We start from the raw sequence: 26,727 nt of genomic DNA, 5'->3' as shown, positions 1-26,727 counted from the left end.
CTCGCTCGTTGCGCTTCACGGACCGTCACCCGATCGGTGGCCACATCGAAGAAGCTCACTCTGCCGCATTTCGGCTACGACGACGCGTTCGTGCTCGGCAGCCTGCTGGTCACGCTGGCCCGGGAGCGGCACGCACCGGTCGCGATCGACATCCGGCGCGGTGCGCAGCAGCTCTTCCACGCGGCGCTGCCCGGCTCCAGCGCGGACAACGACGCGTGGATCGACCGCAAGCGCAAGGTCGTCGAGCGGTACGGCGAGAGCTCGTACCTGGTGGGCACCCGGTTCCGGGCGAAGGGCACCACGTTCGAGGAGTCCTCGCGCCTGGACCCGGACACGTACGCGGCGCACGGCGGTTCGTTCCCGATCGCGGTGACGGGCGCGGGCGTGATCGGCACGGTCACGGTGTCCGGGCTGCCGCAGGCCGAGGACCACGCGATGGTGGTCGAGGCGCTGGAGCAGTTCGCGGCGACGACGGGGGCCTGAGCGGAGCCGGCCGGCACGGGGGCCGGGTGCCGTCACCGTACAGAGCGGGGCGAGGCGTCACCGTACGGGAGCCGCGCGGGGCGTCACCGTACGGAGGCCGGGCTAGGCGGCACCGTACGGAAGCCGGGCGGGGCGTCACGTACACACACGTGACGCCCCACCCCCGTCATGCGTCGGGCGAGGGGACTACGCCCCCTTCAGCTCCTGCCGCTGCCGGCCGAGCCCTTCCACTTCGAGCTCCACCACGTCGCCTGCCCTCAGGTACGGCTTCGGCTCGGGCTGTCCCATCGCGACCCCGGCGGGCGTACCGGTGTTGATCACGTCGCCCGGGTAGAGCGTCATGAAGTGGCTGAGGTAGCGGACGACCTCGCCGACCGGGAAGATCTGCTCGGCCGTGGTGCCGTTCTGCTTCAGCTCGCCGTTGACCCAGAGTCGCAGCAGCAGGGCCTGCGGGTCGGGCACCTCGTCGGCGGTGACCAGCCAGGGCCCCAGCGGGTTGAACGTCTCGCAGTTCTTGCCCTTGTCCCAGGTGCCGCCGCGCTCGATCTGGAACTCGCGCTCGGAGACGTCGTGCGCCGTCGCGTACCCGGCGACGTGCGCGAGGCCCTCCTCGGCCGTCTCCAGGTAGCGGGCGGTCCGCCCGATGACGACGGCCAGCTCGACCTCCCAGTCGGTCTTCCGGCTGCCGCGCGGCACCAGGACCGTGTCGTCGGGCCCGACGACGGTGTCGGGGGCCTTGAAGAACAGGATCGGCTCCGCCGGGATCTCCGCACCCGTCTCGGCGGCGTGGTCGTGGTAGTTCAGCCCGATGCACACGATCTTGCCGATGCGCCCGAGCGGCGGGCCGGTCCGCAGCCCCGTCGCGTCCAGGGCGGGCAGCACGCCGGGCGCCTCGGCGGCCGCCCGTACCCGGGCGAGCGCGGAAGCGTCGGCGAGCAGTTCGCCGTCGATGTCGGGGACGATCCCCGACAGATCACGCAGAGTCCCGTCGCGGTCGAGAAGTGCGGGGCGCTCGGCGCCCGCCGTACCGACTCGAAGCAGCTTCAACGGTCCAACTCCTCTTGGTCGAGGTGGTGGCCCTCCGGCGGGTTGCGGCCGACGGAGGACTTGGCCGATCGTCCAAGAGTTGCGATCACTCCGCAAGACCTCGTTCACACACTGGACCGGCGCGGCGGGCCGGCCGATTACGCCGCCGTGGCCATGGCGCTGCCGGCGACCGGCATGTCGCGGTACAGCCAGGCCCGCTCGACGGCGGTCCAGGTGGTCGTGGTGACGACGTAGAGTGCGGCGGCCAGCGGGACGACGGCCACGGTGATCAGCGTGAAGAACGACATCAGCGGCATGAGCTTCGTCATCGCGCCCATGCCGGGCACGGCCTGTCCGTCCGGGCCGGCGGCGGGCGTCATCGGGTTGGCGGCCATCTGCCGCTTGGTGCGTCCGTAGTTGAACGTGGCGACGGCGGCGACGATCGCGAAGAGCCCCAGGTAGACCCAGCCCTGCGCGCCGAACATCCCGCCGTGCGCGAGCGCGTCGTGCCAGCGCCCGCCGAGCGGTGCGCCGAGCAGGTCGTGGCTGAGCAGCGCGTTGGGCTCGCCGCCGATGGAGCTGCTGGAGAACAGGTGGTAGAGCAGGAAGAACGCGGGCATCTGGAGGAGGCTCGGCAGGCAGCCGGAGAGCGGCGACACCTTCTCGGCGGCGTGCAGCTCCATGATCGCCTTCTGCATCCGCTCCGGGTTCTTGCCGTGCTTCTTGCGGAGTTCGGCGATCTGCGGCTGGAGCCGGCTGCGGGCCTTCTGACCGCGTGCGGCGGCCCGCGACAGGGGGTGGACGGCCAGCCGGACGAGCGCGGTGAACAGGACGATCGCGGCGGCGGTGGACGCGGTCTGGAAGAACGGCTGGAGCAGATCGGCGAGGGAGCCGACCAGGCTCGCGAAAGCGGACATGAAGGCGGACATGGGTGAGCCCTCCGGGGGTCTCGTCGTGCCGGGAGGTACCTGCGAGGAGGTACGGGGTGATCACTCGGCATGACGACCGGCGCGGGGCGCACCGCCCGTACGGGACGTACGTACGCAGGAGGCGCGGCGCGGAGGCGCGAGAGGTACGTACGAGAAGACGTGCGGGAGAAGCGCGGGATTCGCTACGCGGCGGCCGTCAGGAGGGCGTGCCCGGGAGCTCGGGGCCTGGTGCGGCCCCGGGCGTCGGGGTCGCGTTGCGGGAGGAACGCGGTGCGCTGCTCCCGGTCCCTGATGGCCGTACGGACCCGGGTGCGGGGCACCGGGGACGCGCAGCGGGCGCTGATGACGGAGCAGGCGAGGAGCGCGGAGCCGGCGGCCGCGGTGGCGGCGAGCGCGACGGCCGCGGAGAGGCTGCCGCCCTCGGCGAGGAGGATCTCGGTGAGGAAGAGGACGAGGAGTCCGGCGGGCCGGAGCAGCCGGGCGAAGGCGCGGCGCAGGGGGTTGGCGTCCCTCACGGCGTGCACCTCCTGTTCCTCCTCGTACGCCTCATGCGTACCGTTCATCCGTACCGTTCATGCGTACCGTTCGTCGAAGCGCACAGCGCTCCTTGAAGCTCCTTGAAGCTCGCGGCACTCCATTCGTTATACACGATGATCGGATGCGCCCCGGGCGGCTCGGGTCACGGCGAGGGGCTCGTCCTCGTCCCCGACCGGATCACCGGCCAGCACCTCGGCGTCGGGCCGCGGGTCCGGGTCGCGGGGCCCGGCGAAGGTGACGGCGAGCGCGACGGCCAGATTGGCGGCGAGGGCGACGAGCCCGGCGTTCACGCCCCCCAACGGATCGTTCCCGCTGAAGACGAGGACGCAGACCACCGCGACGCCGACGATCAGCCCGCTGAACGCGCCCCGGAAGGTGAGCCGCCGCCAGACCAGGGCGAGCAGCACCATCGGGAGCAGCTGCGCCATCCCCTCGTACGAGATGAGGGAGAGGCGTACGAGGGTGTTGGGGGCGGTGTACGTGAGGAGCAGCGCGAGGCCGCCCGCGACGACCACGACGACCTGGGCGGCGGACTTCTGCCGCTCGGCGAGACGCGGCACGAGCGACAGCACGCTGCGCCCCCACATCGTCCCGATGACCAGCATGAAGACGGCCATGGGCACGATGGAGGAGAGCCCCGCGGCGACCCCGATGACGCCGACCGCCCAGGCGGGCAGCGAGTCGACGACCAGCTTGAACAGCGCGAGGTTGGACTCCGCCCCGGCCAGTCCCGGCACCACGAACAGGGCGGCGAGGCCGAGCAGCATCGGGACGAAGAGCAGGACGTTGTACGCGGGCAGGTACATGGCGTTGCGGCGCAGCGCGTCGGCGTTCCTGGCCCCGAGGTATCCGGCGACGGTGGTCGGGAAGATGACGACGGTCAGCGAGTTCAGGAACGTGGTGCTGATGAACCACAGCTCCCCGAGCCCGCTCCCGCCGCCCCCGTGTCCCGGAAGGGTCAGCCAGTCGCTCTTCTCGGTGACGAGCCGGTCGAGGAAGGGCCCGTACCCGTCGAAGTAGTGCAGCGGGACGTACAGCGCGAGGAACCCCAGGGTGGCGATGACCAGGACGTCCTTCAGCACGGACACCCAGGCGCTGCCGCGCAGCCCGCTGACCACGACGAAGCCGGTGGTGACGGCGAAGGCGACGAAGTAGGCCCAGTTCAGGCTGACGGCCCCGTAGGAGATGACGGAGAGGACCACCCCCATGCCGGTGATCTGGAGCTGGATGTACGGCAGCAGGAACACCGTGGCCAGCACCGCGACCACCGCGCCGAGCCAGGGCCGGCCGAAGCGGTGGGCGACCATGTCGGTGATCCCGACGAGGCCGTGCCGGCGGGCGTACCCCCAGAGCATCGGCCCGACGACGTACCCGATCGCGTAACCGCAGGACATGTACGCGACGACGTACAGGACGGGCGCCCCGTAGTTGTAGCCCCAGCCTGCGGCCCCCAGATAGCTGAAGCTGGTGTAGCCCTCGCCCGCCATCAGCACCCAGATGAAGACGGGGCCCAGACTCCGCCCGCCCACCGACCACTCGGCGAGCCCGCCGCCCTTGCCGCGCCCGCGCAGGGCGAGGAGGCCGAGGGCGACGGCGGCGACCATGAAGACGGCGAAGACGGAGGTGGCGACGACGGCGTTCACGCGCGACCACCCCGGTTCCGATCCCGATCCCGGTCCCGGTCCCGGTCCTGGAGGTCCGCCCGTCTGGTGAGCCATACGGCGACCGGCGTGAGGAGTGTCGCCCCGAGGAGCCACACGAAGAGGAAGGGCATGCCGAACACGAGGGGGGTGACCCGGTTCACGAACGGCAGCACACCGAGATACAGGACATAAGGGACGAGCAGCCACAGCAGCTGGGGGCGTCGTCTGATCACTCCGAACACCCGGGGACCCTACTCCCGGCGGCCCGGGGTCTCCGTCACCGCGGGCGCATCGAGGTGAGCTTCCCCCAGACGACGAGCCGGTAGCGGGAGCTGAACTCGGGGGTGCAGGTGGTCAGGGTGAGGTAGTAGCCGGGCGCGCTGTAGCCGGCGGAGGTCGTGATGTTGCTGCGCGGCACGGGCGCGATGACCCCGCTGTCCGACGGCGCGGTCTGCGCAAGCCGTTTGCCGACGGTGTACGTGTAGACGGCGTCCCGGGTCTCGACGGTGATCCGGTCGCCGCCGCGCAGCCGGTCGATGCGCCGGAAGGGTTCGCCGTGGGTGTTGCGGTGCCCGGCGAGCGCGAAGTTCCCGGCCTGCCCGGCCTGCGCGGTGCGGGCGTAGTGCCCGACGTATCCCCGGTCGAGCACCCCGCCCTTGCTGGTGCCCTCGGCGACGGGTGCGGTCAGCCCGATCCGGGGGATGCGCAGCACGGCGTACGCCTGGTCCCAGCGGGGGGCGGACCGGGGACGGGCAGGGGCGTCGGGCGCCGCCGGGGCGGCCGGCGCGGCCTCGTCCGCCCGGCCGGAGCCCGAAGGCCGGGGGCTCCCCTCCCTCGCCCCCTCGTCAACGACGGCAGGCTCGTCCCACTCCCGCTGCAGGCTCTGCACGGTGCGCCCAGCCTCGGCGCGCGCCTCGCGGTTGGTCCACCACAGCTGGTGGGCGACGAGGAGGAGCAGCACGACACCGAGGGTCACGACGAACTCGGCGGACACCCACAGCCCCCGGGCGAGCAGACGGGGCGCACCACCCCCACGCCTCCGCACGGCCGCCCGGACCCGAACCCCCCGCCCTCGTCCCCGTCCCCGTCCCCGCACAGCTCCCCGCTCCCGCAGCATCGACGCCACCTCTCCGCTTCGGCCCGGCACGCACGGCCCAGCACGGTCCGGGCGGCCCGGCACGGCACGGCCCGGCACGGCACGGCACGGCGGACACGGCCCGTACACGACGTACGGGTCCCGCACACCGCGTACGGGTCCCGCACACCCGCGTACGAGGTCGTGTCCGCCCGTCACGGCCCCGCGCACGACGCCGTACGGGCATGGCGCGCACGGTAGGGGCAAACCTCACAACTCTCCAGACTTCTCCCCCTTCTCATCCCCTCTTCTCATCCCCGCCCTCTCCTCCACGCCGCAGCCGTCCGGCAGTACCGTGTGGTCCATGCGCCCCGACACGCCTGCCGACCACACCACCGAAGCCGAGCGTCTGCTCCGCACCGCGGCGCAGTACCCCGAGGACCACGAACCGCTGATCCTCCAGGCCGCGGCCCATCTGGAACTCGCGGGCGACCGCGCCCGCGCGAGCACGCTCTACGACGACCTGCTCGGGGGCCCCGAGGCCGCCGTCGACAACCCGCACCTGATCAAGTCCCTGAAAGCGGCCAACCTCTGGGAGTACGGCCACGAGGCCGAGGCCCGGGCGATCATCGACGGCATCCGTACCGCGGGCCCGCTGGACGCGGCGCCGTGGCAGGTGGCCGCGGAGACCCTGGAGGCGCACGACGAGCTGGAGTCGGCGCACGACTTCTTCTCGACCGCGCTGACCCTGCTGCTGGCCCCCGGTGAGGAGGTCCCGTACGCCGTCCAGTCCCTGCTGACCGGCCGCCACCGGGTGCGCAGGCTGCTGGGCCTGGACCACGACGCCTGGGACGAGCTGGCCGGCGCGCTGCACACGGCCCCGGTCCCCCTGGACGAACTCCACGACCCCAAGCGCCTGTGGTCGCTGGGCTCCTCGGACCCGGTCGAGCTGAAGGCCGAGATCGCCCGCCTCCGCGCGGAGCTGGGCACCTACCGCACGGCCCTCTCCCGCCCGTTCCCGGTCGCCGTCCTGCACTGGCCCGAGGGCGAACTGCGCGAACTGCTCACCGCGTACCCGGCGTTGACCGAGGAGTACGTGGACCGCGCCACGCACCTGGACCGCCTGGAGACCGCGCTCCGGGACCTCCACGCGACGGGCACCCCGAACCTGGGCATCGTGACCGGCACGGTCCCCTCTTACGAGGCGTTCGCCGCCTCCGAGGCCGCGTCCCCGGCCGACCCGGGCCTCCTCCCCCAGTACGCCACCACCCTCGCCGCCCGGGGCCGCGCCGTCCCCTGGCCCCCGTCCCGCACGGCCGCCTGCTGGTGCGGGAGCGGGGAGGCCTATGGGCGGTGCCACGGAGTCGGGTGACTCCTACCATCACCCCCGTCGAGGCAGGCAGCCGCACCTTCGCGGCTGGCTGCCTCGACGGTTTCTCCGGTCATCGCTCCGGCTGACAGACCCCCTTGATACAACTGCACATGTAGTACGCAGCGAGACAAGGGGAACTCGGCCATGCCCAACAACATTTCGGACAACGCACCAGTTGCTGGGCTGTACGAATCGCTCATCACGCATCGGCTCGCCGAGCGGATGAAGCAACTCGACACCGCTGGCTGGCACCCCGTCTATGCCGCGGTCGGCCAGGAATCAGCGCCTCATGTACTGGCTCGCCACATCGCTGCCACCGTGCGGCAGGTCCTCCAAGGGCTCTCTCCAGCCGAGCAAGTGATGGCCGCCAACCACATCCTGGAATCGCTCAAGACAATCGAAGGCGCTCAGGAGTGGGTCGATCTCGTCGTTGAAGGTCCGCGGCAGCTGCTCTCTGTTGCGGAACAGGAGGCACCAGGCGTATACGCCATACGCCCTGCGACGCCGCTGTCCGAAACGGCACTGATCACGAACTCCCCCGAGGACCCCAGCCTCGGCTTCGAGCTGCGCGCCGAGCTAGCTACCGCTGATCGAGTCGATCTCCTCTGTGCGTTCGTCAAGTGGCACGGACTCCGAGTCCTCGAAAAGTCCCTAACGTCTGCGCGCGACCGCGGCATCCCCATCCGTGTACTCACGACTACCTACATTGGCGCTACCGAACGGCGGGCCCTAGACCGCCTAGTACGAGACTTCGGCGCCGAGGTAAAAGTCAACTACGAACTGCGATCCACCCGCCTACATGCCAAGGCATGGCTTTTCCGGCGTTCCAGCGGTTTCGACACGGCATACGTCGGAAGCTCCAACCTGTCCAAGGCAGCGCTCCTCGATGGACTCGAATGGAACGTCCGCCTGTCTTCCATCGCAACGCCCTCGGTGATCCGCAAGTTCGAGGCAACCTTCGATGCCTACTGGAGCGAGCCTGCTTTTGAGCCGTACGACCCTGACGCAGACGCGCAACGACTCGACGATGCCTTGTCGCACGCCGGCAGCAGCACCCGCCCTAGCGACCGAAGCATCACGCTATCCGGCCTCGAAGTTCGCCCGTATCCACACCAGCGGGACATGCTGGAACGACTCCAAGTAGAGCGCACCGTGCATGACCGGCACCAGAACCTCCTTGTCGCCGCCACAGGTACCGGCAAGACCGTTATGGCGGCACTGGACTACAAGCGCCTGCGCCAGACGCTCGGCCGCGATCCTCGTCTACTCTTCGTGGCTCACCGCAAGGAGATCCTTGAACAGTCCTTGCGCGTCTATCAGAACGTCCTTGTCGAAGCGAACTTCGGTGAGCTGCTCTTCGCTAACGAGAACCCCGACCGCTGGACCCATGTTTTCGCCAGCGTCCAGTCACTCACTTCTCAAGCACTGAATCGATTCGCCCCCGATCACTTCGACGTGATCGTGATCGACGAGTTTCATCACGGCACATCACCCACGTACCGCAAAATCCTGGACCACTTCACGCCACACGAACTCCTTGGCCTCACAGCCACTCCGGAGCGCATGGATGGCCTGAACATCCAGGATGAGTTCTTCGACGGACGGATCGCCGCCGAGATGCGACTCTGGGAAGCTCTAGAGAACGAGCTCCTCAGCCCATTCCACTACTTTGGGATCACCGACAACACGGACATGAGTGCCATCGCATGGAAACGCGGTGGCTACGACCCAACAGCTCTGAGTAATCTCTTTACCGGTAATGATGCCCGTGCCCGACTCGTCGTGCAGGCAGTAAAGGACAAGGTCACAGACCCAGGCGCCATGAAGGCCCTAGGCTTCTGTGTGTCCGTCGCACACGCCCGCTTCATGGCTGACTTCTTCCGGCGAGCAGGGCTCAATGCAGTAGCACTCTCCGGCGACACCGCACGCCACGAACGCAAGTCCGCCCTCGATGACTTGCGCACGGGAAATCTACAAGTCATCTTTTCCGTGGACCTGTTCAACGAGGGGCTCGACATTCCCGACGTTGACACCTTGCTCCTCCTCCGCCCCACTTCAAGCGCCACGGTCTTCTTGCAGCAACTGGGGCGCGGGCTACGACGTACCGAAGACAAGGCGGTCCTTACTGTTCTGGATTTCATCGGTCAGCATCGCAAGGAGTTCCGCTTCGAGGAGCAGCTTCACGCTCTGACCAACCTGACACGCAACCGCCTGCTCAGCAATGTCGAGCAGGATTTCCCTCAGCTCCCTTCCGGCTGTCAGATCATCCTTGAGTCGAAGGCCAAGGAACTGATCATTGACAACATTCGCGCACAGATCACGGTCAACGTGACGCAGCTGGCGCGCGAGGTGGCTGCCTACAATGAGCCACGGCTCGCAGACTTCCTTCGGGAAAGTGGCCGGGAGCTCAAGGAGCTGTATCGCGGCAATGGGAACTCTTGGACTGGCCTGTTGCGTCGGTCCAAGCTCCTCGAACCGACGAGCCCTGAAGGGGAGGCGGCCCTCCTGAAACGGGTTTCGGCATTCCTTCACGTAGACGACCCACTACGCGTTGCTGCGTATTGCAAACTTCTGGACGATGACGCTCCTACCTACGACAACCTCAGTGAGCAGGAACAGGGATACGCCCGTATGTTCTTCTTCTCCCTCTGGCCACTAGGAGGGGAGTTCCTTAGCTACCAGGAAGGCTTGGACACACTCCGCCCCCAGCAAGCGTTCCGCGACGAGCTTCGCCAGGTGCTTACTCACGCCCTGGAGCAAGCTGACCATGTACCAGTCCCGCTTCTCGGTATGCGGGCCAGCATCCCACTGACTGTGCATGCTTCCTACAGTCGCGAAGAGATCCTCCCTGCGCTGGGGCAGGCTGCCGTGGACGGCTTCAAACCTGGCCACTTTCGCGAGGGAGTGAAGTGGTGCGAAGACATCCGAACGGACGCCCTGTTCGTCACTCTGGAAAAGGATGAGAAAGACTTTTCGCCCGAGACTCGATACAAGGACTACGCCCTCAATGACTCCTTGTTCCACTGGGAGTCACAGAATCAGACCTCGGAAACCTCTCCCACTGGCGTTCGGTATCAAACGCACGGAGAGAAGGGCACCCATGTCCTCCTCTTCGTGCGCCGCTACAAGAAAACAGATATTGGCGGGCCGCAGCCTTGGATGCTACTGGGACCCGCAGAGTACGTTAAGCACAAGGGCAGCAAACCCATGGCCATCGAGTGGAAGGTTCTCCATCAAATTCCTGCTGACGTTTTGACGTACTCCGCAATCGCCGCAGGCTAAAGAGTCGCACAGTGTCGACTGTAAATCACGAAGCGTCAACTCCATCGAGAATATTCCAGAATCGACGGTGTGCACGGATGAAACGTTCCTGCACTCGATGACCACTCACCATACGAAGCGGCACGACACTCGGTCCAGATTCGGCCGCGAAGCGGTCCACAGCCTGGAAATCATCGGTGAGATACAGAGCTCCGCGATCAAGCTTCACATGACAGTTTGGGCACAGGCAGAGAACGTTGCCATCGACGTCTGGGCCACCCTGCGGACCACCGAGAGCATGAATATGTGCCCCTTCGGCGTAATTTTTCCCGCTCGAATTTATTCGTAGCGGAGTTCGGCAAATCTGACAGACGTAACCATGTAGGCGCTTTACACGCCGAGTTACAGCAGATTTTCGAACGATGCGCTCCACAGACATTGACCGCCTGCGAACGATCTCGCTATCCGCCTCCTCATCATCGCCACCCCCTTGTGCGCCAACATGGAGGAGGTCGCGAATCTGCTGCTCAAAAGAGGTGAGGTCCTGCCATTCATCACTCAAGCGATGCAACACGAATCGGCAGATCTTAAATCCCGACCTACCCGTCTCCGACCAATCGTCAACCACCTTATACAAACCGTCGTACCGATATCCATTCACTGGAGAGTACGCGCGCTCACCGGCACTCCCTCGAATAACTCGGACGAAATTTCCCTTCACTCGACTTCGCCGAAGGCTTGAGTTTCCTTTGTTATCCCACGTCTGATCGGAGGTTTGCTTGGTGGAGTTTCTCGTCTTCCCTCCCGCACCTGTATAGATGACCTCTTGCCAATTATCGACGTCATCTTCGTACCCCTTATTGAGCACAATGGCGTCGGCAGCACGCTCGCCGTCGTCGTCACGCCCCCACGAGATGCCGGCCTCGTTCTCTTTGTGCAGTTTGGCCGCTTTGACCTCCTCCCTCGACTCATAGGCGGTGCCGGGAGGAACATCGTTCACATGTCCGAAGACAGCTCGGTAGGCAGGCATGAAGACATGCTGCCGACCTGGGGGAATGCAGATGAAGCCACGAACTGCGAGATAGGATATCTAGCTCAATTTGTTCGAACATTGACCTGATTCGAACGTTGCAGACCCGTCGCCGGCACACTGCGGCCAAGTACCTCCGGCCCTAGGACCAAGATTCTTTATCACTGCCCCGCATCGAGCGAACGCTCCTTAGGCCGGCGGCGCGGACCTACGCCTTCATCCCCGCCACCTGCCGCGACCGCTCCTGGAGCTCGCGCGCAGCCCGGATCTTGCCGTACGGCGCGATGCGCTTGCGCATGGTGGTGAAGTGCTCGTCACCGCGTGCCGAGGAAAGCCCCATGTAGTCGTCGAGGAAGGCGCCCCATGTGGTGCAGGCCTCCTCGATATGGCCGAACTCGAACTGCCGTTGAGCCATGACCGCGTTGGCGTGGAGTCGCCCTTGCCTCTCCTGCTTGGGCTGCGCGCGGAGTGAGGTCTTCAGTGCTGCGATGGAGCCCGGCAGATCACGTGTCTCGTACAAAACGTGGGCCACGTGGAACTGGTAGGCGGACTGGTCGTAGCCTCCGATCGACTCACGCCTGGAATCGGCTTTGGAGAGCGCGGACTCCGCCTCGCGCAACCTCTCAAAGGCAGCGCGGCGGTCTCCGACCATCGAGGAGGCGTGGGCCTGCTGTCCGCGGAGGAAGGCCACCAAACGAGGCCCTGCATCCGGTGCCGCCTCAGCTGCCGAGTCAGCGAGCTCCAGGGCTCTCTGGCCGTACCGCAGATTGGATGCCTGGAGGCTCATGCCGCGCAAGGTACGGCAGTACGTCACGTGGTCGGAGGCTTCCTGCGCGAGCCGCAACGCCTTCACGTAATACTGCTGGCCGAGACCGTGGGCCCGCTCGTACATGGCCATCCAACCGGTGAGGTAGGTCAGGTCGGACGCGGCGGAGAGCATGTCGCGTCGAACCGGTCCGGTGGCGGAAGCACGCAGGTACAGCGCGACGGTGTTGACGAGAAAGGCGGCGGCCATCGGACGGGCGTGGCCGGCGCCGAGCTCGTCGAGAATCTCCGCGATCCGGTCCGTCATCGTGCGGACGGTCGCCACCTCTGCCGCACCGATGCGCCCAGTCGGCCGGACCGTGCGCTCCCGTTCCTCGGCATAGGCCTCACCTGCAAAGAGAGGAACAACTAGGGCAGCCGAGTACAGACTTGCTGTGAGAACGCCGCGTCGCGAGGGGTCCATGTCAGCCCTTCCGAGATTCAAGAGGGAGTCGGCGGTGCCTACGGAGTCCGTTGCCAGGCCCTTCGGCGAGCGCAGCCCTGCTTCGGCATAGGTCACCGGACGGCCGAGCTTCCGTTCGAGCACTTCGACGATCACAGGCCGGACCTGCGCTCGCGGCTGCGTCCCGCTCAGCCAGTGCGAAACGGCGGACTGGTCGTACTTCAACGCAAGGCCTGCTTCTCCGGCCGTGCGATTCACGGCGTTCGCCAGCTGCGTCCGGGACCATCCAGCCTGTTCAAGAAGGTTCTCAAGGCCTGAGTTGCGTTCGCTCCTAGGTGCCACGGGCACACCAACTCCCCGGAAATTCATGGCTTTCACGGTTACGCCTGTCTCCAACGGTACCGGGATGAGCACGGCGCGCAGTTATCTCTACACAGAACGCGATCAAAAGCGGCCATGAGCGGAGATGCCTAGTGACCGACGTGATGAAGACATACAGCGCCGCAGGCGCAGGCCGCCCCAGGGAGGTAGCGGCAGGTGAGGAGGCGGATACGGAGCACGAGGTGCGGCGTGTACTCGCCTTCCGGCTCGGCACGACCACCCGCGCGGAACTCGAAGACGCGGCAGTTTCCTTGCGCGGCAGGGCGGTAGCCCTCGCCGGCGCTCTGTCGGTCGAAGCGCGGGGCATGAGTGGGACTGACCGTGGCTACCTACTGGAGGTCACCCACCTCCTCGACAACCCTCCGGCTCCGGAAGCCCTGTCGCATGAGGTCCACTCCCACGTCCGAGCGCTGGCCCGGGTTATCCGAAAGCTCGCGGCCATGAACAGGGCCGCCGATGCAGCGCTCACCGTCTCCCCCCGACCACCCCTTCCTGTACGGCCGGTTCCGGGTCGAGGTACAGGGCGATGAGCGAGCGAGCCCGGCAGATCGCCTACGTCGTCTGCCTCGCCGCCATCGGCTCATCGATCGTCGCGGCGGTGTGGTTCGAGCGGTGACGCCATTGGCGTAAGCGCGAACAGGCCCACCCCGTGTAGGGCCACAGACTCCCGCCCGGCTGTCTCCATGGACGGTCGGCAGCCGGGCGGGGCCAGGAGCACGACGGTGCGGGGACCGAATCTCCGCGACATCAGCACTGAAGGGACTCTCCCATGAACGGAAACCTCTACGCACTGCCGATCCCGTCGGTCGACGCCTTCGCCACCTACTGCGGCGGCAACGCCGGCGGCTCCAACGAGACCTGCGTGAGCCTCGCCGCGATTCCCGGCGCGGAGGCCTCTTTCGTCATCCGTGACAGCAAGCCCGAGGGCGCGGGCAAGGAACTGCGATTCACGGAGGCCGAGCTCGACGACTTCGCCACCGGCTGGGTCCGGACGAGGGGCCTGACGCTCTAACCTGGCCCCTTCCTGAGCGCAAACCACCATGTAGGGGGCCGGACCGGACATGCTCCGGACCGGCCCGTCTCCCCCAGCGAAGGGCGCAGATGACCTGGTCAGGACACTGGCACGGATACGGTCCGTGGACCGGCAGCAGGGACGCGTACGGTCAGGAGGCCCTACGCCGTCCGGGTGCAGAACTGCACTCCGAGCAGACCCGGGCCTTCGTCGCCTCGACGCTGCCGCCCCTCATGACCGGGCATTGGCTCATGCGGCAGAACCAGACGGCCTCCGACCTCACCTGGACCCGGGTGGTGGGCGCCGTCACGTGGCTGAAGAGCACGTACGAGGCGAATCCCCCTGCGGAGAGGGACGACGGTGGCCGCGCCTACGTCACCCTCGAACACAAGATCACGCACGCGATGGACTCCCTTCCCCGAGGGGTCGACGTCTGCTGGGTGCACTACACCAAGTCCCAGAGCCTGATCTCCTTCTCGGTGGTGTGCTGCCTCAACCACCACCATCCCGGCCTTCCCTGCCCTCTCCCGCCCGCCTGACCTCCCTACATCCACGGTGACGTGAAGCGAGGAAGCCATCCGTGTCACTCAACCTCTTACTGCCCGAACCGGGCGTGACAGCGCTCCTGACCTCCTGGCCGGACGAGCCATGCGTGTACGAACGTGAGGCCGGTGAGCTCGACCGTGTGATCAACTCGGAGAGCATCGACCACTACCTGGAAACCGGGTGCGTACCCGCCGACGAGATCGCCGTCGTCAGCAACGGTGCCGCGCTGCACCCGGACCGCCATCGAACGGCGGGCCGGACCGACCCGGTGAAGCTGCGAAGCCTCTACGAGGACGGCCATACGATCCGGCTCGGCAACCTCCAGCGGGTCGTCCCCTTCCTCGCGGACGTCTCCCGCGGCATTCAGCAGGAGACCGGCTACAGCAACTACCTCCACGCCTTCGTGACCCCACCCGGCCGTCAGGGTCTGCTCCACCACTGGGACCAGCAGATGGCTGTCATCGTGCAGATCGCGGGCATCAAGCGGTGGCAGCTCTGGCGCCCGATGTTTCCTTCACCGATGCGTGCGTACCAGGAATCCTTTCGCGTCTGGGACCCGGGCTTCATCCCACAGTGGGAGGCCGTCGGCCCCGATCTGGAGGTCGATCTCCGGCCGGGTCAGTCCCTGCTCCTGCCGAGAGGGTGGGTGCACAACCCTCATGCGCTCGACGCGCAGGCCCGCAGCATCCACCTGACGTTCGCGATCCGGGAACGCACGCCGCTCTGGGTCGCGGAGAAACTCGTCGACCGCGCGATCGAGAAGGACGCTTTCCGGCGCGTCATCCTTCCCGGCGACATCACGGGACAGCGGTTGTCCGCGCAGGTGCGGGACATCAGGCAGGCGCTCATCGAGCACTTGGCCGGTCTTGACGTGAACGACTTCGCCCAGTTCCTGTACCGGACCGCCGTCTCGGAGAAGGAGTACACCACCTGAGGGCCTCGCTCTCAGAACTGATTCGCCCGGCAGCCCGTCCTAGGGAACGAGGCCGAGCAGGATGGGACGTCGTGGCGAATCAGCAGGTGGACAAGGGGAAGACCTCGGTGACAGGAGAGGCAGGAGAGGCAGGAAAAGTTTCGGCTCGGGCTCCCTGGGGTGGGGCGCGCGGGCGTGTCCTCGCCGTGCTGGCCGTGGTGCTGGCCGGGGTGATGGCGTTCCACCGGGGTGTGCCCAATGCGGTCGGGCGGGTGGGGAGTCTGCTGGAGTCCTTTCTGCCGTGGGTGGTCGTCCTCGTTCTCCTGCTGTTCGTCGCCGCCCTCGTGCGGCGGTCCGCCGTCGCCCTGGTGGCGGTGCTGTTGCCCGTGGGCGTCTGGGTGCATCTCTTCGGCGGGTTGCTCCTGCCCGGTGCGGAAGGCGGCGGGCGGGAGCTCGTCGTCGTGCAGCACAACGTCAGCGACGAGAACCGTGATCCGGCGGCGACCGCCCGGGCGCTGATCGAGGCCGGGGCCGATCTCGTCGCGCTGGAGGAGCTCGTGGTCCCGCAGCTGCCGGTGTACGAGAGGGCCCTCGCCGCGGACTATCCGCACCACGTCGTCCGGGGCACCGTCGGGCTCTGGTCCAAGTACCCGCTCAGCGGGGAGCGGCTGGTCGACATCAAGCCCCCTGGCATCGCCGAAGGGTGGAGCCGTGGCGTCCGTGCCGTCGTCGATTCGCCGTACGGGGACATCGCCGTGTACGTCGCCCACCTGCCCTCCGTCCGGGTCGGGGCGGGTGGGCTCGCGTCCGAGCGGCGAGACGAGAGCGCCGAGCTGCTGGGGCGCGCCATCGCCGCCGAGAGCGTCGATACGGTGATTCTCCTCGGAGACCTCAACGGGGCTGTGGAGGACCGGGGGTTGGCCCCTCTCACCTCACGTCTGAACGTCGCCGAGCGCGGTTTCGCCTTCAGCTTCCCCGCCTCCCTCCCCCTGGCCCGGATCGATCAGGTCATGGCCCGCTCCGCCACCGTCGGCCACATCCGCACCCTGCCCGCCACCGGCAGCGACCACCTGCCCGTCGCCGCCCGCGTCACCCTGGGGTGAGTGCGCGGCTCGGAGCGCGTCCGCCTCCCGTACCGCCGCGACACGTTGCCTCCAGGTCATGTCCTCGGGGAAGTCGTACGTGTCCGTGTCGACCATCCAGTTCGCGTACGCCGCCGCCCTGCGGCAGTCCACGCACTGCGTCTCGTCGCCCAGCGGGCGGAAGACGTGTTCCTCCCCCTCGCCCGCGCAGGCGATCAGCTCCCTGGCGGGCGGCGGGGGCGGCGGAGCCGGCAGCGGGGTCACCGGGCACTTCTGGATCAGGCGGTGGCGCAGGAAGCCCACCGCCGAGCGCACCCCGGTCTCGGGCGGGTCGGCCAGGAGCGCCTGCCGCAGGTCCCCCTCCGGCAAGCCGCCCTCCAGCCACTTCACCGCTTCCACCGCCAGCCCTCGCGCCTCCCGCACCCCCAGCAACAGGTCGCGGCGTGAGTGGCGCAGCGACAGCAGCAGCCGTTCCGCCTGCGCCAGTCGGGAAGCGGGGTGAGGGGCCGGGACGGGGTGAGGGCCCGACCTCCCTTCCACCTCTGCCGCCTCCGCTTCCCCTTCCGCCTCTGCCGACCCCGCCGCCTCTGCCGCCTCCGCAGCCTCCGCCAACCCCGCCGCGTCCGCTTCCGCCTCCGCCTCCGCTAGCCGCGCTTCCGGCCGTTCCGCTTCGGAGGGTGGGTGGGGAGTGGTCTTATCACTGTGGTCTTCCTCCGGTTCATAGCCACCGGCCGTCCGGGAGGTCGGTCGGCCGACCGTCGGTTGCCGCATACTCGGCGGCGGAACGGCAGCCGCCACTCCCGGTGAGCGCCCGCCGTCCGGCTCCAGCCTCGCCCGTACGGTCCTCGCCTCGGCGCTCGTCAGCGGGGTGTTGGTGAACAGCTGGTCCGTCGCCCAGCGTCCGCCCTCGCCCTGCGCCCGCCACTCGTGGAGGTAGCCGTGCTCCACCAGTTGCTTCTTGGCCAGTTGGTACGGGCGGCCCTTCATCTCCAGCTTGCCCGCCAGCTCGCCGAGCGGGCGGTCCGTGGCGGAGTCGGGGAGGCCCTGGACGTACAGCAGGAGGACCTTCGCATCGCTGTTCAGCCGCCGGTCGCGTACGACCGTGTGCGGAGCTTTGGTCCAGCCCGAAGAGGGCGCGATAACATGACGCAGCATTTCCGGTGGCTCCTAACCACTCGGGGGTGTAGGCCCTCGGGTGGGTGTTGGTGCACCTCCGGGGGCCGCCCTGCGTACGGGAACGCACACAGAACGTGATGTCGCCGTCACGCTATCGCACCGTTTCGTCGCGATCCGCCGTCGGCGAAAAGTGCGCCCCCGCTCACCACCCGGCTCACAACCTGACTACCACCGCGCGCCGTTGTGCCATTCGGCCCCGGCTACAGATCCGTGAGCCAGGCATGCCCCGGGTGTACGCGGGCGAGCAGCTCCGCCAAGGTCGCGCGCTGGGCCCCGGTCAGGTGCGGGACGGTCGTGCCGAAGTCCCTCCGGTCCTTCGGGCGCATGTGCTTGGCCTTGAACAGGAGCACCAGTTCGGGCGCCAGATACGGGATGCCGTCCCGGGTGTGGTGGACGATCTCGCTGTAGGGCAGCCGGATCGTCTCGTCGCGCCGGCAGATCCAGATGTCGCCGTCGTGCGGTTCCCGGAACACGTCGAGCAAGTAGTCACCGGTGACCGGATCGCGGAGCCATGTCTGGTGTACGGCGGCCAGTGTCTCCGGTGGGGCGTCCTCCCAGATCCGGCCGCTGCCCGCCGCGTCGAAGACGTATCCGGGAAAGCGGTCGCGGACCTCGGGAAAGCCTGCCTCCGGAATCGCGATCTCGATGTCTCCGTGATCGCGCGTCTGCCCGCCCCGGAACAGATCCAGCGCCCAGCCCGCGGCCACACACCAGGGTGTGCTGATACCGGCCAGCCGGTGCGCGACCTCGTCCGGAGTCCAGCTGGACGACCATCTGGCGTCGAGCGCCTCGATCTCCTCGGGTGACAGTTCGTCGCCGCCATCGGGCAGTTGCTCGCTCATCGCAGGAATCTAGCAGCGGAGCCACCGATCGGTTTCGAAGGCCGTTCTGCGGAGACACCGGCCGCCCGGCGGACCATGGAACAATCCTTGTCCCAACCGGCTCAGGGGGCGACGGCGTATGGAACGGGTGGAGACTGCACGCGACCTCGTGCTCGGATATGTCCGCGCCCTGAACACGGTCGACGAGGCCATGAGAGAGGCACTCCCCTCGCTCGATCGACTGGCAGATCTCCTCGGCCTGGCCCGGTCGCGCCGGATCAGCAGAAGCGACCGCATCGGCATCTACTCCTACACCGTGCACGGGGCGGGCTGCCGCTTCGTGAGCGACAACGGCACCGAGGTGGATGTGGACTTCGCCGCCGACGGGAGCAACGTCTTCGACCTCTGGCGGCTGCGCCAGTACGGGTTGAGCCTGCCGGAACCTCTTGAGGTCACGGATGACGACCTCCGGGCCGCAGTGCGGTCGCTGCGACCGCTCCTGAACGAGGTGCGGCCCGGGTGGTTCGGCGTAGCCGGCTGATCACTCATGACGAGGTTCGCAGGCGCCGTCGGCACGGGTCCGCAGGCCGCTCCGGGCAGGCGGCACGCGGCGGAGCCGCGCGAGTTCCCGCACCGGAGAGCGGGTCCGGCGCGTCATCGGTCAAGGGCCCGAGTTTTCAGGGCCCGAGTTTCCCTCGAAGGCTCCCAGGTTGATCAGGCTCACCCGGTCGTCCCAGGCATCCCACCTCACGTGCTTCCGTGCGCCCCAGTAGTAGGTGTCGTAGCCCATGAGGTCGCCGTACGTCTCGTCCTCGCGCGCCCGGTCGGGGGTGCCGAAGGCGGCCAGGAATTCCTCGTACGAGGCCAGTTGGGCGAAGTGGGAGAGATGCGGGCCGTAGATGGCGAAGCCGACGACCGCACCGGCCCGCACCTTGTACGAGACCTTGTCGGCGCGGTACAGGAACCCGTCCGACCGGGCGGCGTCGTCGAAGACCTCGTCGGGAGTCAGCCGCCGCCCCTCGGCGTCGTAGTACTCGCTGTCGAGGTCGGTCCCACCGCGATACCGCGCGATCAGGGGGGACTGGGCCTCGATGATGCTCCGGCGTGGGATGCCGACGGCGGGCGCACCCAGGGCCACGCCGCCCACCTCGATCGTCGTGAGATCGAGGTGCGGCCGGTACAGCACGTCCAGGTTGTCGAGAATCTCGATCATCGGCAGAGTCCAGAGTCCTGAGTCCAAGCTCGTCATTCCGGTCCGGTGCGAAGCACCGAGTGCGGGCGGGCGCCCCTATGATGGCGTACGGGACGGGGCTCGTAGCGCAGCGGTTGTCGCGCCTTCACTGCGTGTGGGAGGACGCCGGTTCGAATCCGGCCGGCCCCGTCCTCTCACGATCACTGTCAACAAAGCCTGTGTTTCGCCCAGACCGGCCAGACCGGCCAGACCGGCCTACCTAGCTACCGGCCGACGCCGGCCGCCCCGCTTGTCAGCGCGGTCACCGCGTCGACCAGACCGTCCCACGCCTGTCGCGTGTCGGCCGTGTCCGGGTGCCGGTCCCCGAAGACGTCGAGTGCGGCCGCCATGTCGTCCAGGGCCCAGCGGAGTTCGTAGTACGCGAGCAGGACCGGATCCGGGTGGTGGCCGGTGAGTTCGGCGTAGCGGGACAGGTCCTCCGGGGCGTCGGTGGCCAGCCAGAGGTCGCGCTCCGGCGGCGCGAGAGCGACGGTGTCCCAGTCGACCAGGAGGGTGCGGCCCCCGGGGTCCAGGATGTTGCCGGCGTGGGGTTCGCCGTGGGTGACCACGGTGGCGGCGGTCGACGCGTCGGACGCGAGCTGCGCCGTACCGCTGTCGAAGTGCTCCAAGACGGCTTGCAGTGCTGCGTAGTTGGTGGTCAGCAGGGCCTGGCATCGTTGCGCGTACGGGCCCGACTCCGCGCGGAAGCGCCGCGGGTCGGTCAGGGCCTCTTCGATCACCGGGCGGACCGGCAGCCCCGGTTGATGGGCCGGTGTCGCCAACGGAGGCCGCGTGCTGTGCAGTTGTGCCAGTCGCTCCACCAGAATCCGGCGCGCCCCCGGGTCCAGCACCTGGCCGAAGCGGCCGGTGGGCGCGTCCACGTACGGGAAGACGCTCACGGCGTACCGGTCGGTCAGGCGGAGCAGCGTCTCGCCGTCGCCGGTACGCAGTGGTGTGACCAACGCCGCCTCGCCGAGGGCGGATTCGAGCGTCGCCGCCGTGTTCATGGCGCGGCTCAGGCCCGTCCACGCCTCGGCCGCGTCCCGTCCGCAGTGCGGCTTGCGCGCGAGGTCGGCGACCGTGACGAAGGTCCGCCCGCCTTCCGCGTCGGCCGCGACCCAGTGGTGGTCGCCGAAGCCGACCGGAGCGTGGGTGAGCGTGACGGGCTCGATGCCCCAGGCCCCGAGAGTGGAGGCCAGGACGGTTTCGTCGATATCGGTCGGGCGGTCCTTCATACGGGACACGGTAGCGGCCTTCCGTGGAGGCCCGAGGTGGTCGGCTCCGGCCGCGCGTCCTCGCCCGCCTCCCCCGCGGCTTCCCCCTCGACCCCTCCCGACCGCCCCTCCACGCTTTGTACACGCTCTCATCACAATTCCGCTTCGCTTCCGGCATGCCCCTGATGTACGCCCGGGCGCGCTGCGAGCATCGGCTGCTCCACCGCACAGAGTTCGGCCTTGGGGGCAACACATGCAGACGAGGAAGCAGTCACGGCGACCGAGGCGCGGGATCCTCCGCATACGGATATCGGCCGGAGCGGGCGCGCTCGCGCTGATCCTGACGGGGTGCGGGGGCGACGACGGCACCACGGACGACCGGGGCGGGAAGGTCGCCGCGTCGGTGGGTCCTTCGGCCTCCGTGGAACGGGCCCTGGCGCTCATGGACGACGAGCAGAGCGTGGACGCGGGCAACAGCCTGGACGTGGACGTCCTCGACAACGACTCCGTCACCCTGGAGAGCGGGGCCGGAGCGGCACTGCTCGACGCCTACGACCCCGCCGAACTGACGCTGAGCATCGACACCGAGCCCGCCCATGGTTCCGCATCGGTGTCCGGTACCACGGTCACGTACAACGCCCGGGACGGGTACGCAGGCGAGGACAAGTTCACGTACGAGGTCCTCGTGAAGGGCACCGAGGTCCCCGCGGCCACCGCCGTCGTCCGCATCACCGTCACCGCACCCGCCCCTGAACCGACTCCGTCCGCGCATCCGACTCCCGCCGGAAACGCCTCGAAGCCCGCGCCGGAGGCGACGGACCCGGCACCCGCGTACTACGAGAACTGCGACGCCGCCCGCGCCGCCGGGGCCGCTCCCGTCGAGGAGGGCGATCCCGGCTACGCACCCCACCTGGACCGCGACGGCGACGGCGTGGGGTGCGAGCCGTGGGGCGAGTCCGTCTCGTCCTCCGGCGGTGGCGGTACGAGCGGTGGCGGTGGGGGCGGCAGCGTCTCCTACGCGAACTGCACCGCCGTACGGAACGCGGGCGCCGCGCCCATCCGGGCCGGGGACCCGGGCTACGGACGGCACTTGGACCGCGACGGGGACGGCGTCGGCTGCGAGTGAGCCGTGTCCGGGCGGGCGGACCGTGGAACGCGGTACGCCCGTCAGCACCCGCCCGGACCCGTCAGGCGAACTGGTCGAATCCCATCTTGGCCACCATCCCGGTGACCACGACGACCAGGACGACCCGGACGAACCCGGACCCCCTCTTCATCGCGGTGCGCGACCCGATCATCGCGCCGGCGATGTTGCCCACCGCCATGCCCAGGCCCAGGGCCCACAGGACGTTCCCCTGCCAGGCGAAGACCGCGAGGGCTCCCAGGTTGGAGGAGGCGTTGATGACCTTCGCCATGGCCGCGCTCTCCAGGAACCGGGTCGCGAGCAGCGTGGTGAAGGAAATGATGAGGAAGGTGCCGACGCCGGGCCCGAAGACCCCGTCGTAGAAGCCGATGCCGACGCCCGCGACGAGGATCGCCGCAGTGCGGCGGCGCGGGGTGACGACGATGGTCCGCTGCTGGACCCCGAAGCCGGGCCGGAAGGCCACGAAGAGCGCCACCGTGATGAGCAGGCCCATGATCACGGGCCGGAAGTAGCTGGTGGGAACGCTCGAAGCGGACAGCGCCCCGAGCGCGCCGAAGGGGACCGCGAGCCCGGCGGCCGGCAGCAGGACCGAGCGGTCCAGCTCGGTGCGCCGCTGGTACAGGTACGCGGCGGTCGCGGTGCCCATCACCGCCGCGATCTTGTTCGTGCCCAGCGCCACCGCGGGCGAGTACGTGGGGAAGGCCAGCAGGAGCACCGGGATGAGCAGCACCCCGCCCCCGCCGACCACCGCGTCCACCCAGCCGGCCGCCGTGGCTGCGGCGAGCAGGCCGACCACTTCGTACAGGTCCACGCTTCCCTCACTCACGTGACATGGCCCCGGCGCAGGCAGAGGAGCGGCCGGGGAGGTGCCGGGCGGGGCGGATGGCGCACGTTCTCGCGCTTCTCGCGGGGGGGGGCAGCTCGCAGGGCGTACGGAGGCGGCCCCTCGACGGTCAGCGGTAGTCGTCGGGGTGGTCCTGCATCCAGGTGTTGATGCCGTCGCGGGTGCCGACGATCTCGGAGAAGTACGTCTCCAGGTGTGCCTCGGACCGGTCGTCGCCGAGCTTGTCGAACAGGACCTTCATGTCGGCGAGCGGCTTCTTGAAGTGGCCGGGGCCCTTGTCGTCCGCCCGCATCGACTCGTCCAGCTCGGTGAGTTCCCGGGTGACCCGGCCGAGGAAGTAGGCGCAGTCGCCCGCGCCCGGGGTGCAGGTGTCGTCGAGCGTCGCCTGAAGGGTCGCGAAGGCGTCGCGGACCAGCGCGGGGCCGGGTGTGGGCACGACGGCGGGCTCCTCCGCGGTGGCCTCCCGCTCGGCCAGGTCCGCGTTCTCGGTGTCCTCCGCGATCCGCGCCCGGTCCGCCGCCGGGTCCGCGGAGGCGGCCGGGACGTCCGCCCCGGGTCCGCCGCCGCTCGACGCCTGGGTACAGGACACCAGCGCCACAGCGACGATCACGGCAAGTGCGCCGGTACGCAGCCCTGTTCGGACCGGGCGGTGAGCGCCGCCACGGGCGCCCGTACCGGTGGTCGTGCGGACAGCGTCGCGGAACAGCATGAGACCCCCCTCGTGCGAAGGGTCCAGACCCTACACGGCACCGCAGACGGCACAACTGCCCGCCTTACGCGCGGAGCTGCGCGAGAAAGGCCGCCATCTCCCCGTACACCGCAGCCGTGTTGTCCAGGTGGGCGTCGTGACCGGCTCCCGGGATCACGCCGATCCGCGTCCCCGGGCGCCGGGCCCGCATCCGGTCCGTCTCGACCGGCTTCATCGCGCCATTTTCGCCCCGGACCACCAGCACCGGGCAGCGCACCCTGTCCCAGTCGTCCCAGTAGTGCCGCTGCGCGTTCTCCTGGACGGTGGCCACCATCACGTCCCGGTCGACCCGGGGGTGCAGACCGCCGGGGCCCGGCACGAGCCCCGCCGCCCAGGCCCGGCCCGCGGGTCCGCCGCCGAAGAACGCCTCGGCCGCGCCCGCGTCCGGGAACGGCACCGGCACCGGCCACGAATCGAGCCAGCCGCCTATCTGTTCCGGCAGTTGGGGACTCGGCCCCGCCGGGCCCGCCTCGATCAGGACCAGCGCCCGGCACACCTCCGGGTGGGCCGCCGCCGCCAGCAGCGCGGTGAGGCCGCCCATCGACTGGCCGACCAGCACCGTGTCCTCCCCGGCCAGGCCGAACCGGTCCGCGACCGCGAGGACATCACGGACGTGCGCCGCCCGCGTCACGTCCCCGGGGCGGCGGGTGCTCGCCCCGCTGCCCCGGGCGTCGAAGGCGACCACCCGGTGCGTGGACGCGAACCGGGCCGCCAGCGCATCCCACTCGCCGGAATGCCCGGCCAGGCCGTGCAGCAGGAGCAGGGGCGGGCCGTCGCCGCCGTGGTCGGTGCAGAAGAGACGTACGGGGCCGGTCCCGCCCGCCGCTCCGCCCTCCTCGACCGTCACCGTCACCGTCGCTGTCACCGTTCCCACCCGACACTCCTGCCTCTCCCCGTGGCTTCCCCGTACTCCCCGGACCGGCCCGCCCGGCGGCACCGTCGCCCCGAACGCTAGCCTCGGGCGGAGGAGCCAACCACAGGTATGCCGACCACAGGTATGCCGACGGCTCACAGGAAGCGATGGTGGCGGCGATGGCGAAGATTCCGGCAACGGCAGTGGCGGCGAGCGGGCTCATCGGGGGCTACGGCGTCGCCCGGTGGACCGAGAAGCGGCCGCTCGGCGGCGTCGCGCTCGCCGCCGCCGGGTCCCTCGCCGCGTACGGGTGGAACCGCCAGGCCGGGCCCCGTGCCGCCGCCGGGCTGACCGTCGCCTACGTCGCCGCCTTCGCCGGATCGCACCCGCTCGCCAAGAAGGTCGGTGCGTGGCCCGCCGTCTTCGCCGTCGCGGGCGGCGTCGCCGCCGCGTCCTGGGCCGTCACGCGTCGCGCCGCGAACACCTGAGCCGCCCGCCGGCCCGACCTCGCCGCCGACGCCTGGGCCGAAGTGATCCGCCGCGGCGCTGAACACCCGCCGCACCCCGCCCGTACCTCCTGGCAACTCCCCGCGCAGGCGGGTGCGTACCCGTACGACAGGACGGGTACGCACCCGGAGCGGAGCCCGTCCGGGCTCCGGCGGGGCCGCTCAGCCGCTCAGCGCGTGCGACACCGTGTAGATCGCCAGGCCCGCCAGCGCGCCGACCACCGTGCCGTTGATCCGGATGAACTGGAGGTCGCGGCCGATGTGCGCCTCGATCTTCTTCGAGGTCTGGTCCGCGTCCCAGCCCGCGACCGTCTCGCTGATCAGCGAGGTGATCTCCGCGCGGTACGTCGTCACGACGTACACCGCGGCGTCCTCCAGCCAGCCGTCCAGCTTGCCCTGGAGCCGTTCGTCGCTCGCCAGCCGCGCACCCAGCGACATCAGCGAGGCGCGCGCCCGCATGCGCAGTTCGCTGCGCTCGTCCTCCGCCGCCGAGAGGATCATCGTCCGTACGGAGGACCAGGCCGAGGCGATGACGTCCTGGACCTCGCCGCGGCCCAGGATCTCCGACTTCAGCCGCTCCACCCGGGCCCGGGTGTCGGCGTCGCTCTGCAGATCGGACGCGAAGTCGGTCAGGAACGTGTCGATGGAGCCGCGCGCCGGGTGCTCCGGCATGTCCCTCATCTCCGTGACGAACCGCAGCAGTTCCTTGTAGACCCGCTCCCCCACCCGCTTGTCGACGAACCGCGGGGTCCAGCCGGGGGCGCCGCCCTGCACCGCGTTCATCACCGAGTCGCCGTGCTCCACCAGCCAGTCGTGCGCCCGTACGCAGACGAGGTCGACGACCTTGCGGTGGCCGCCGTCCGTGACGATCTTCTCCAGCATCTTGCCGAGGCCCGGGCCGACTTCCACCGCGTTCGCGCGCCGGGTGATGGCCTCGCCGACCACCGCCTGCACGTCGGAATCCCGAAGGACCGTCAGCGCACCGCGCAGGGCGGTCGCCAGCTCGGCGGTGACCCGGTCGGCGTGGGCCGGCTCCGCGAGCCACACACCGACCCTCCGACCGACCCCCAGAGCGTGAATTCGGTCACGAATGACGTCTCCGGAGAGAAAGTTCTCGCCAACGAAGGAACCGAGGGACTGTCCCAGCTGATCCTTCTTGGTGGGGATGATGGCTGTGTGCGGAATGGGCAGGCCGAGCGGGCGCCGGAAGAGCGCCGTGACGGCGAACCAGTCCGCCAACGCGCCCACCATCCCCGCCTCGGCAGCCGCCGCGACGTAGCCCGGCCAGCCCCCCACGCCTGAGTTCTTCGCCCAGGTGGCCAGGACGTAGACGAGCGCGACGAGCAGAAGGAGGCCGGTGGCCGTGAGTTTCATGCGCCGTACGCCGCGCTGTTTCTCCTCGTCGGCGGCGGTGTACGCGAACGAGGCCAGCGGGCCCGCACCCGCCCTCGGCCCCCGCACCCGCTCCGCCGTACGCTCCGACGACACCTGCGACTGCTCCGCCGTACGCTCCGACGGGTCCTGCGACTGCTCCGACTTCTGCACCGCGCCCTCGTCCTGCCCCTGCTCGCCGGATCCGGTCCGTTCCATCCGCTCCACCCGTCCGCGTGCGCCTCGCCCCCGTGACGTACGCATTGTCCCTACCTCCCCTACTCCCGGGCCGCACGTCGAGTTCCCGACGGCCTGTCGCATC

The 26,727-nt window shown here is 69.1% G+C and carries 25 protein-coding genes and 1 tRNA gene; 11 read left to right on the top strand and 15 right to left on the bottom strand.

Annotated features, from left to right (window positions below):
* The first annotated feature begins 36 nt into the window (after positions 1 to 36).
* A complete protein-coding gene (locus IE272_RS29925) occupies positions 37 to 483 on the top strand; it encodes a heme-degrading domain-containing protein (protein WP_190008927.1) in 447 nt (148 codons plus the stop codon).
* A 186-nt stretch (positions 484 to 669) separates the two neighbouring features.
* Here the strand turns inward: IE272_RS29925 and IE272_RS29920 are convergent, their stop codons facing one another.
* From IE272_RS29920 to IE272_RS29895, 6 genes are all read right to left on the bottom strand, one after another.
* Positions 670 to 1,530 carry a fumarylacetoacetate hydrolase family protein gene (locus IE272_RS29920; protein ID WP_190008925.1) on the bottom strand — a complete coding sequence of 287 codons (861 nt, stop codon included), beginning with the start codon at positions 1,528 to 1,530 and terminating at the stop codon, positions 670 to 672.
* 137 nt (positions 1,531 to 1,667) lie between these two features.
* Positions 1,668 to 2,438, bottom strand: coding sequence for a YidC/Oxa1 family membrane protein insertase (locus IE272_RS29915; protein ID WP_073741333.1), 771 nt, complete (start codon positions 2,436 to 2,438; stop codon positions 1,668 to 1,670).
* Positions 2,439 to 2,620: 182 nt separating this feature from the next.
* Positions 2,621 to 3,001: a DUF6412 domain-containing protein gene (locus IE272_RS29910; protein ID WP_057663078.1), complete on the bottom strand. Its 381-nt coding sequence runs from the start codon at positions 2,999 to 3,001 to the stop codon at positions 2,621 to 2,623.
* Between the two features lie 78 nt (positions 3,002 to 3,079).
* The gene (locus IE272_RS29905) at positions 3,080 to 4,618 is read right to left on the bottom strand and encodes a sodium:solute symporter family protein (RefSeq protein WP_190008923.1); all 1,539 of its coding nucleotides are present in this window, start codon (positions 4,616 to 4,618) and stop codon (positions 3,080 to 3,082) included.
* Positions 4,615 to 4,860: a DUF3311 domain-containing protein gene (locus tag IE272_RS29900; protein WP_190008921.1), complete on the bottom strand. Its 246-nt coding sequence runs from the start codon at positions 4,858 to 4,860 to the stop codon at positions 4,615 to 4,617. The genes IE272_RS29905 and IE272_RS29900 overlap by 4 nt, the downstream gene beginning before the upstream one ends.
* 35 nt (positions 4,861 to 4,895) lie before the next feature.
* Positions 4,896 to 5,612, bottom strand: coding sequence for a class E sortase (locus IE272_RS29895; RefSeq protein WP_229897811.1), 717 nt, complete (start codon positions 5,610 to 5,612; stop codon positions 4,896 to 4,898).
* 445 nt (positions 5,613 to 6,057) lie between these two features.
* Here IE272_RS29895 and IE272_RS29890 point away from each other — a divergent pair, with 445 nt between their 5' ends.
* Both IE272_RS29890 and IE272_RS29885 read left to right on the top strand, forming a co-directional pair.
* Positions 6,058 to 7,065 carry an SEC-C domain-containing protein gene (locus tag IE272_RS29890; RefSeq protein WP_190008917.1) on the top strand — a complete coding sequence of 336 codons (1,008 nt, stop codon included), beginning with the start codon at positions 6,058 to 6,060 and terminating at the stop codon, positions 7,063 to 7,065.
* Between the two features lie 144 nt (positions 7,066 to 7,209).
* Positions 7,210 to 10,347, top strand: coding sequence for a DEAD/DEAH box helicase (locus IE272_RS29885; RefSeq protein ID WP_190008915.1), 3,138 nt, complete (start codon positions 7,210 to 7,212; stop codon positions 10,345 to 10,347).
* A gap of 25 nt (positions 10,348 to 10,372) precedes the next feature.
* Here IE272_RS29885 and IE272_RS29880 read toward each other — a convergent pair whose 3' ends face one another.
* Positions 10,373 to 11,356 carry a YDG/SRA domain-containing protein gene (locus tag IE272_RS29880; protein WP_098890879.1) on the bottom strand — a complete coding sequence of 328 codons (984 nt, stop codon included), beginning with the start codon at positions 11,354 to 11,356 and terminating at the stop codon, positions 10,373 to 10,375.
* Positions 11,357 to 11,564: 208 nt separating this feature from the next.
* A complete protein-coding gene (locus IE272_RS29875; protein ID WP_190008945.1) occupies positions 11,565 to 12,932 on the bottom strand; it encodes an NsdA family TPR-like regulatory protein in 1,368 nt (455 codons plus the stop codon).
* Positions 12,933 to 13,713: 781 nt separating this feature from the next.
* On the opposite strand from IE272_RS29875, the gene IE272_RS29870 reads away from it, so the two are divergent.
* The 4 genes from IE272_RS29870 (at position 13,714) to IE272_RS29855 (ending at position 16,518) form a co-directional block, all read left to right on the top strand.
* On the top strand, positions 13,714 to 13,956 hold the full coding sequence (locus IE272_RS29870; protein ID WP_073958607.1) for a DUF397 domain-containing protein: 243 nt from the start codon (positions 13,714 to 13,716) through the stop codon (positions 13,954 to 13,956).
* 89 nt (positions 13,957 to 14,045) lie between these two features.
* Positions 14,046 to 14,495, top strand: coding sequence for a hypothetical protein (locus tag IE272_RS29865; protein ID WP_057663125.1), 450 nt, complete (start codon positions 14,046 to 14,048; stop codon positions 14,493 to 14,495).
* A 41-nt stretch (positions 14,496 to 14,536) separates the two neighbouring features.
* A complete protein-coding gene (locus tag IE272_RS29860; RefSeq protein WP_308433885.1) occupies positions 14,537 to 15,436 on the top strand; it encodes a JmjC domain-containing protein in 900 nt (299 codons plus the stop codon).
* Between the two features lie 71 nt (positions 15,437 to 15,507).
* Positions 15,508 to 16,518: an endonuclease/exonuclease/phosphatase family protein gene (locus tag IE272_RS29855; protein ID WP_373304214.1), complete on the top strand. Its 1,011-nt coding sequence runs from the start codon at positions 15,508 to 15,510 to the stop codon at positions 16,516 to 16,518.
* A gap of 1,355 nt (positions 16,519 to 17,873) precedes the next feature.
* On the opposite strand, the gene IE272_RS29845 is transcribed toward IE272_RS29855, so the two are convergent.
* Positions 17,874 to 18,515, bottom strand: a complete 642-nt coding sequence (locus IE272_RS29845) for a nucleotidyltransferase domain-containing protein (protein ID WP_190008913.1) — start codon at positions 18,513 to 18,515, stop codon at positions 17,874 to 17,876.
* Between the two features lie 118 nt (positions 18,516 to 18,633).
* Between IE272_RS29845 and IE272_RS29840 the strand changes: the two genes are divergently transcribed.
* On the top strand, positions 18,634 to 19,035 hold the full coding sequence (locus IE272_RS29840; RefSeq protein WP_190008911.1) for a DUF6896 domain-containing protein: 402 nt from the start codon (positions 18,634 to 18,636) through the stop codon (positions 19,033 to 19,035).
* 120 nt (positions 19,036 to 19,155) lie between these two features.
* Here the strand turns inward: IE272_RS29840 and IE272_RS29835 are convergent, their stop codons facing one another.
* Positions 19,156 to 19,707 (bottom strand): hypothetical protein, encoded by a 552-nt coding sequence (locus IE272_RS29835; protein WP_050359698.1) that lies wholly within the window; start codon positions 19,705 to 19,707, stop codon positions 19,156 to 19,158.
* Between the two features lie 94 nt (positions 19,708 to 19,801).
* Here IE272_RS29835 and IE272_RS29830 point away from each other — a divergent pair.
* Positions 19,802 to 19,875, top strand: a tRNA-OTHER gene (locus IE272_RS29830).
* Between the two features lie 74 nt (positions 19,876 to 19,949).
* On the opposite strand, the gene IE272_RS29825 is transcribed toward IE272_RS29830, so the two are convergent.
* The gene (locus tag IE272_RS29825) at positions 19,950 to 20,960 is read right to left on the bottom strand and encodes a phosphotransferase (RefSeq protein WP_190008909.1); all 1,011 of its coding nucleotides are present in this window, start codon (positions 20,958 to 20,960) and stop codon (positions 19,950 to 19,952) included.
* Between the two features lie 232 nt (positions 20,961 to 21,192).
* On the opposite strand from IE272_RS29825, the gene IE272_RS29820 reads away from it, so the two are divergent.
* A complete protein-coding gene (locus IE272_RS29820; RefSeq protein WP_190008907.1) occupies positions 21,193 to 22,065 on the top strand; it encodes an excalibur calcium-binding domain-containing protein in 873 nt (290 codons plus the stop codon).
* A gap of 61 nt (positions 22,066 to 22,126) precedes the next feature.
* Here the strand turns inward: IE272_RS29820 and IE272_RS29815 are convergent, their stop codons facing one another.
* The 3 genes from IE272_RS29815 to IE272_RS29805 form a co-directional block, all read right to left on the bottom strand.
* Positions 22,127 to 22,894 (bottom strand): sulfite exporter TauE/SafE family protein, encoded by a 768-nt coding sequence (locus tag IE272_RS29815; RefSeq protein ID WP_050359695.1) that lies wholly within the window; start codon positions 22,892 to 22,894, stop codon positions 22,127 to 22,129.
* 142 nt (positions 22,895 to 23,036) lie between these two features.
* Complete coding sequence (locus IE272_RS29810) at positions 23,037 to 23,636, bottom strand: hypothetical protein (protein WP_373304213.1); 600 nt, start codon at positions 23,634 to 23,636, stop codon at positions 23,037 to 23,039.
* 64 nt (positions 23,637 to 23,700) lie between these two features.
* A complete protein-coding gene (locus tag IE272_RS29805) occupies positions 23,701 to 24,549 on the bottom strand; it encodes an alpha/beta fold hydrolase (RefSeq protein ID WP_373304212.1) in 849 nt (282 codons plus the stop codon).
* 158 nt (positions 24,550 to 24,707) lie between these two features.
* On the opposite strand from IE272_RS29805, the gene IE272_RS29800 reads away from it, so the two are divergent.
* Entirely contained in the window at positions 24,708 to 25,016 is a 309-nt protein-coding gene (locus IE272_RS29800) for a hypothetical protein (protein ID WP_050359779.1), read from the top strand.
* Between the two features lie 180 nt (positions 25,017 to 25,196).
* Here the strand turns inward: IE272_RS29800 and IE272_RS29795 are convergent, their stop codons facing one another.
* Entirely contained in the window at positions 25,197 to 26,669 is a 1,473-nt protein-coding gene (locus tag IE272_RS29795; RefSeq protein WP_190008905.1) for a DUF445 domain-containing protein, read from the bottom strand.
* Between the last annotated feature and the right edge of the window lie 58 nt (positions 26,670 to 26,727).

Source organism: Streptomyces anulatus (assembly GCF_014650675.1).
Lineage (GTDB): Bacteria > Actinomycetota > Actinomycetes > Streptomycetales > Streptomycetaceae > Streptomyces > Streptomyces anulatus.
This window is presented reverse-complemented; position numbering and strand designations above follow the sequence as displayed.

Excerpts from the sequence above, each read along its gene's own strand:
- IE272_RS29915 (WP_073741333.1), bottom strand. The coding sequence starts at position 2,438 with ATGTCCGCCTTCATGTCCGCTTTCGCGAGCCTGGTCGGCTCCCTCGCC.
- IE272_RS29910 (WP_057663078.1), bottom strand. The coding sequence starts at position 3,001 with ATGAACGGTACGCATGAGGCGTACGAGGAGGAACAGGAGGTGCACGCC.
- IE272_RS29890 (WP_190008917.1), top strand. The coding sequence starts at position 6,058 with ATGCGCCCCGACACGCCTGCCGACCACACCACCGAAGCCGAGCGTCTG.
- IE272_RS29885 (WP_190008915.1), top strand. The coding sequence starts at position 7,210 with ATGCCCAACAACATTTCGGACAACGCACCAGTTGCTGGGCTGTACGAA.
- IE272_RS29880 (WP_098890879.1), bottom strand. The coding sequence starts at position 11,356 with ATGCCTGCCTACCGAGCTGTCTTCGGACATGTGAACGATGTTCCTCCC.
- IE272_RS29875 (WP_190008945.1), bottom strand. The coding sequence starts at position 12,932 with ATGAATTTCCGGGGAGTTGGTGTGCCCGTGGCACCTAGGAGCGAACGC.
- IE272_RS29870 (WP_073958607.1), top strand. The coding sequence starts at position 13,714 with ATGAACGGAAACCTCTACGCACTGCCGATCCCGTCGGTCGACGCCTTC.
- IE272_RS29865 (WP_057663125.1), top strand. The coding sequence starts at position 14,046 with ATGACCTGGTCAGGACACTGGCACGGATACGGTCCGTGGACCGGCAGC.
- IE272_RS29845 (WP_190008913.1), bottom strand. The coding sequence starts at position 18,515 with ATGAGCGAGCAACTGCCCGATGGCGGCGACGAACTGTCACCCGAGGAG.
- IE272_RS29840 (WP_190008911.1), top strand. The coding sequence starts at position 18,634 with ATGGAACGGGTGGAGACTGCACGCGACCTCGTGCTCGGATATGTCCGC.
- IE272_RS29835 (WP_050359698.1), bottom strand. The coding sequence starts at position 19,707 with ATGATCGAGATTCTCGACAACCTGGACGTGCTGTACCGGCCGCACCTC.
- IE272_RS29825 (WP_190008909.1), bottom strand. The coding sequence starts at position 20,960 with ATGAAGGACCGCCCGACCGATATCGACGAAACCGTCCTGGCCTCCACT.
- IE272_RS29820 (WP_190008907.1), top strand. The coding sequence starts at position 21,193 with ATGCAGACGAGGAAGCAGTCACGGCGACCGAGGCGCGGGATCCTCCGC.
- IE272_RS29810 (WP_373304213.1), bottom strand. The coding sequence starts at position 23,636 with ATGCTGTTCCGCGACGCTGTCCGCACGACCACCGGTACGGGCGCCCGT.
- IE272_RS29800 (WP_050359779.1), top strand. The coding sequence starts at position 24,708 with ATGGCGAAGATTCCGGCAACGGCAGTGGCGGCGAGCGGGCTCATCGGG.
- IE272_RS29795 (WP_190008905.1), bottom strand. The coding sequence starts at position 26,669 with ATGCGTACGTCACGGGGGCGAGGCGCACGCGGACGGGTGGAGCGGATG.